The organism is Priestia sp. SIMBA_032, assembly GCF_046535215.1.
In the GTDB taxonomy this organism is placed as follows: domain Bacteria; phylum Bacillota; class Bacilli; order Bacillales; family Bacillaceae_H; genus Priestia; species Priestia aryabhattai.
Window position 1 is genome coordinate 1 of record NZ_JAWRXD010000202.1, and the last position, 391, is coordinate 391.

Genomic DNA, 391 nt, shown 5'->3' on the forward strand with positions numbered 1-391 from the left:
GAACTTCGCGTCGTTATTCGCGTCGCAGCAGCGGGTAGAGCGCGCGGCGACGGAAGAGAATGACGGCAGCCGCAGTCTCGCGAGTCTGCTTGTCGAGCAAATCGAATTTGCCGACGTGCTCGTGATCAGCAAGGCTGATCTCGCCACGCCCGCGCAACTCGGACGACTGCGCGCGCTGCTGCAACAACTCAATCCGCGCGCAGAGGTGGTAACGATGGAGCACGGCGTCGTTGCTCTCGCCAACATCATCAACACCGGCAAGTTCGATCTCGCTGCGCTCGCCAGGTCGCCCGGCTGGGCGCAAAAGCTCGACGATAGCAACGCGATATCCGACTCCGATACCTACGGCGTGCGTTCGAGCGTCTATCGCAGCCGCGCGCCGTTCCACCCG

At 63.2% G+C, this 391-nt stretch carries 1 protein-coding gene; it reads left to right on the forward strand.

Features of this window, described 5'->3' with window-relative positions:
• Positions 1–391, forward strand: a 391-nt coding sequence (locus tag SB717_RS34000; protein WP_410907218.1) for a GTP-binding protein, incomplete at both ends; no start/stop codon positions are given.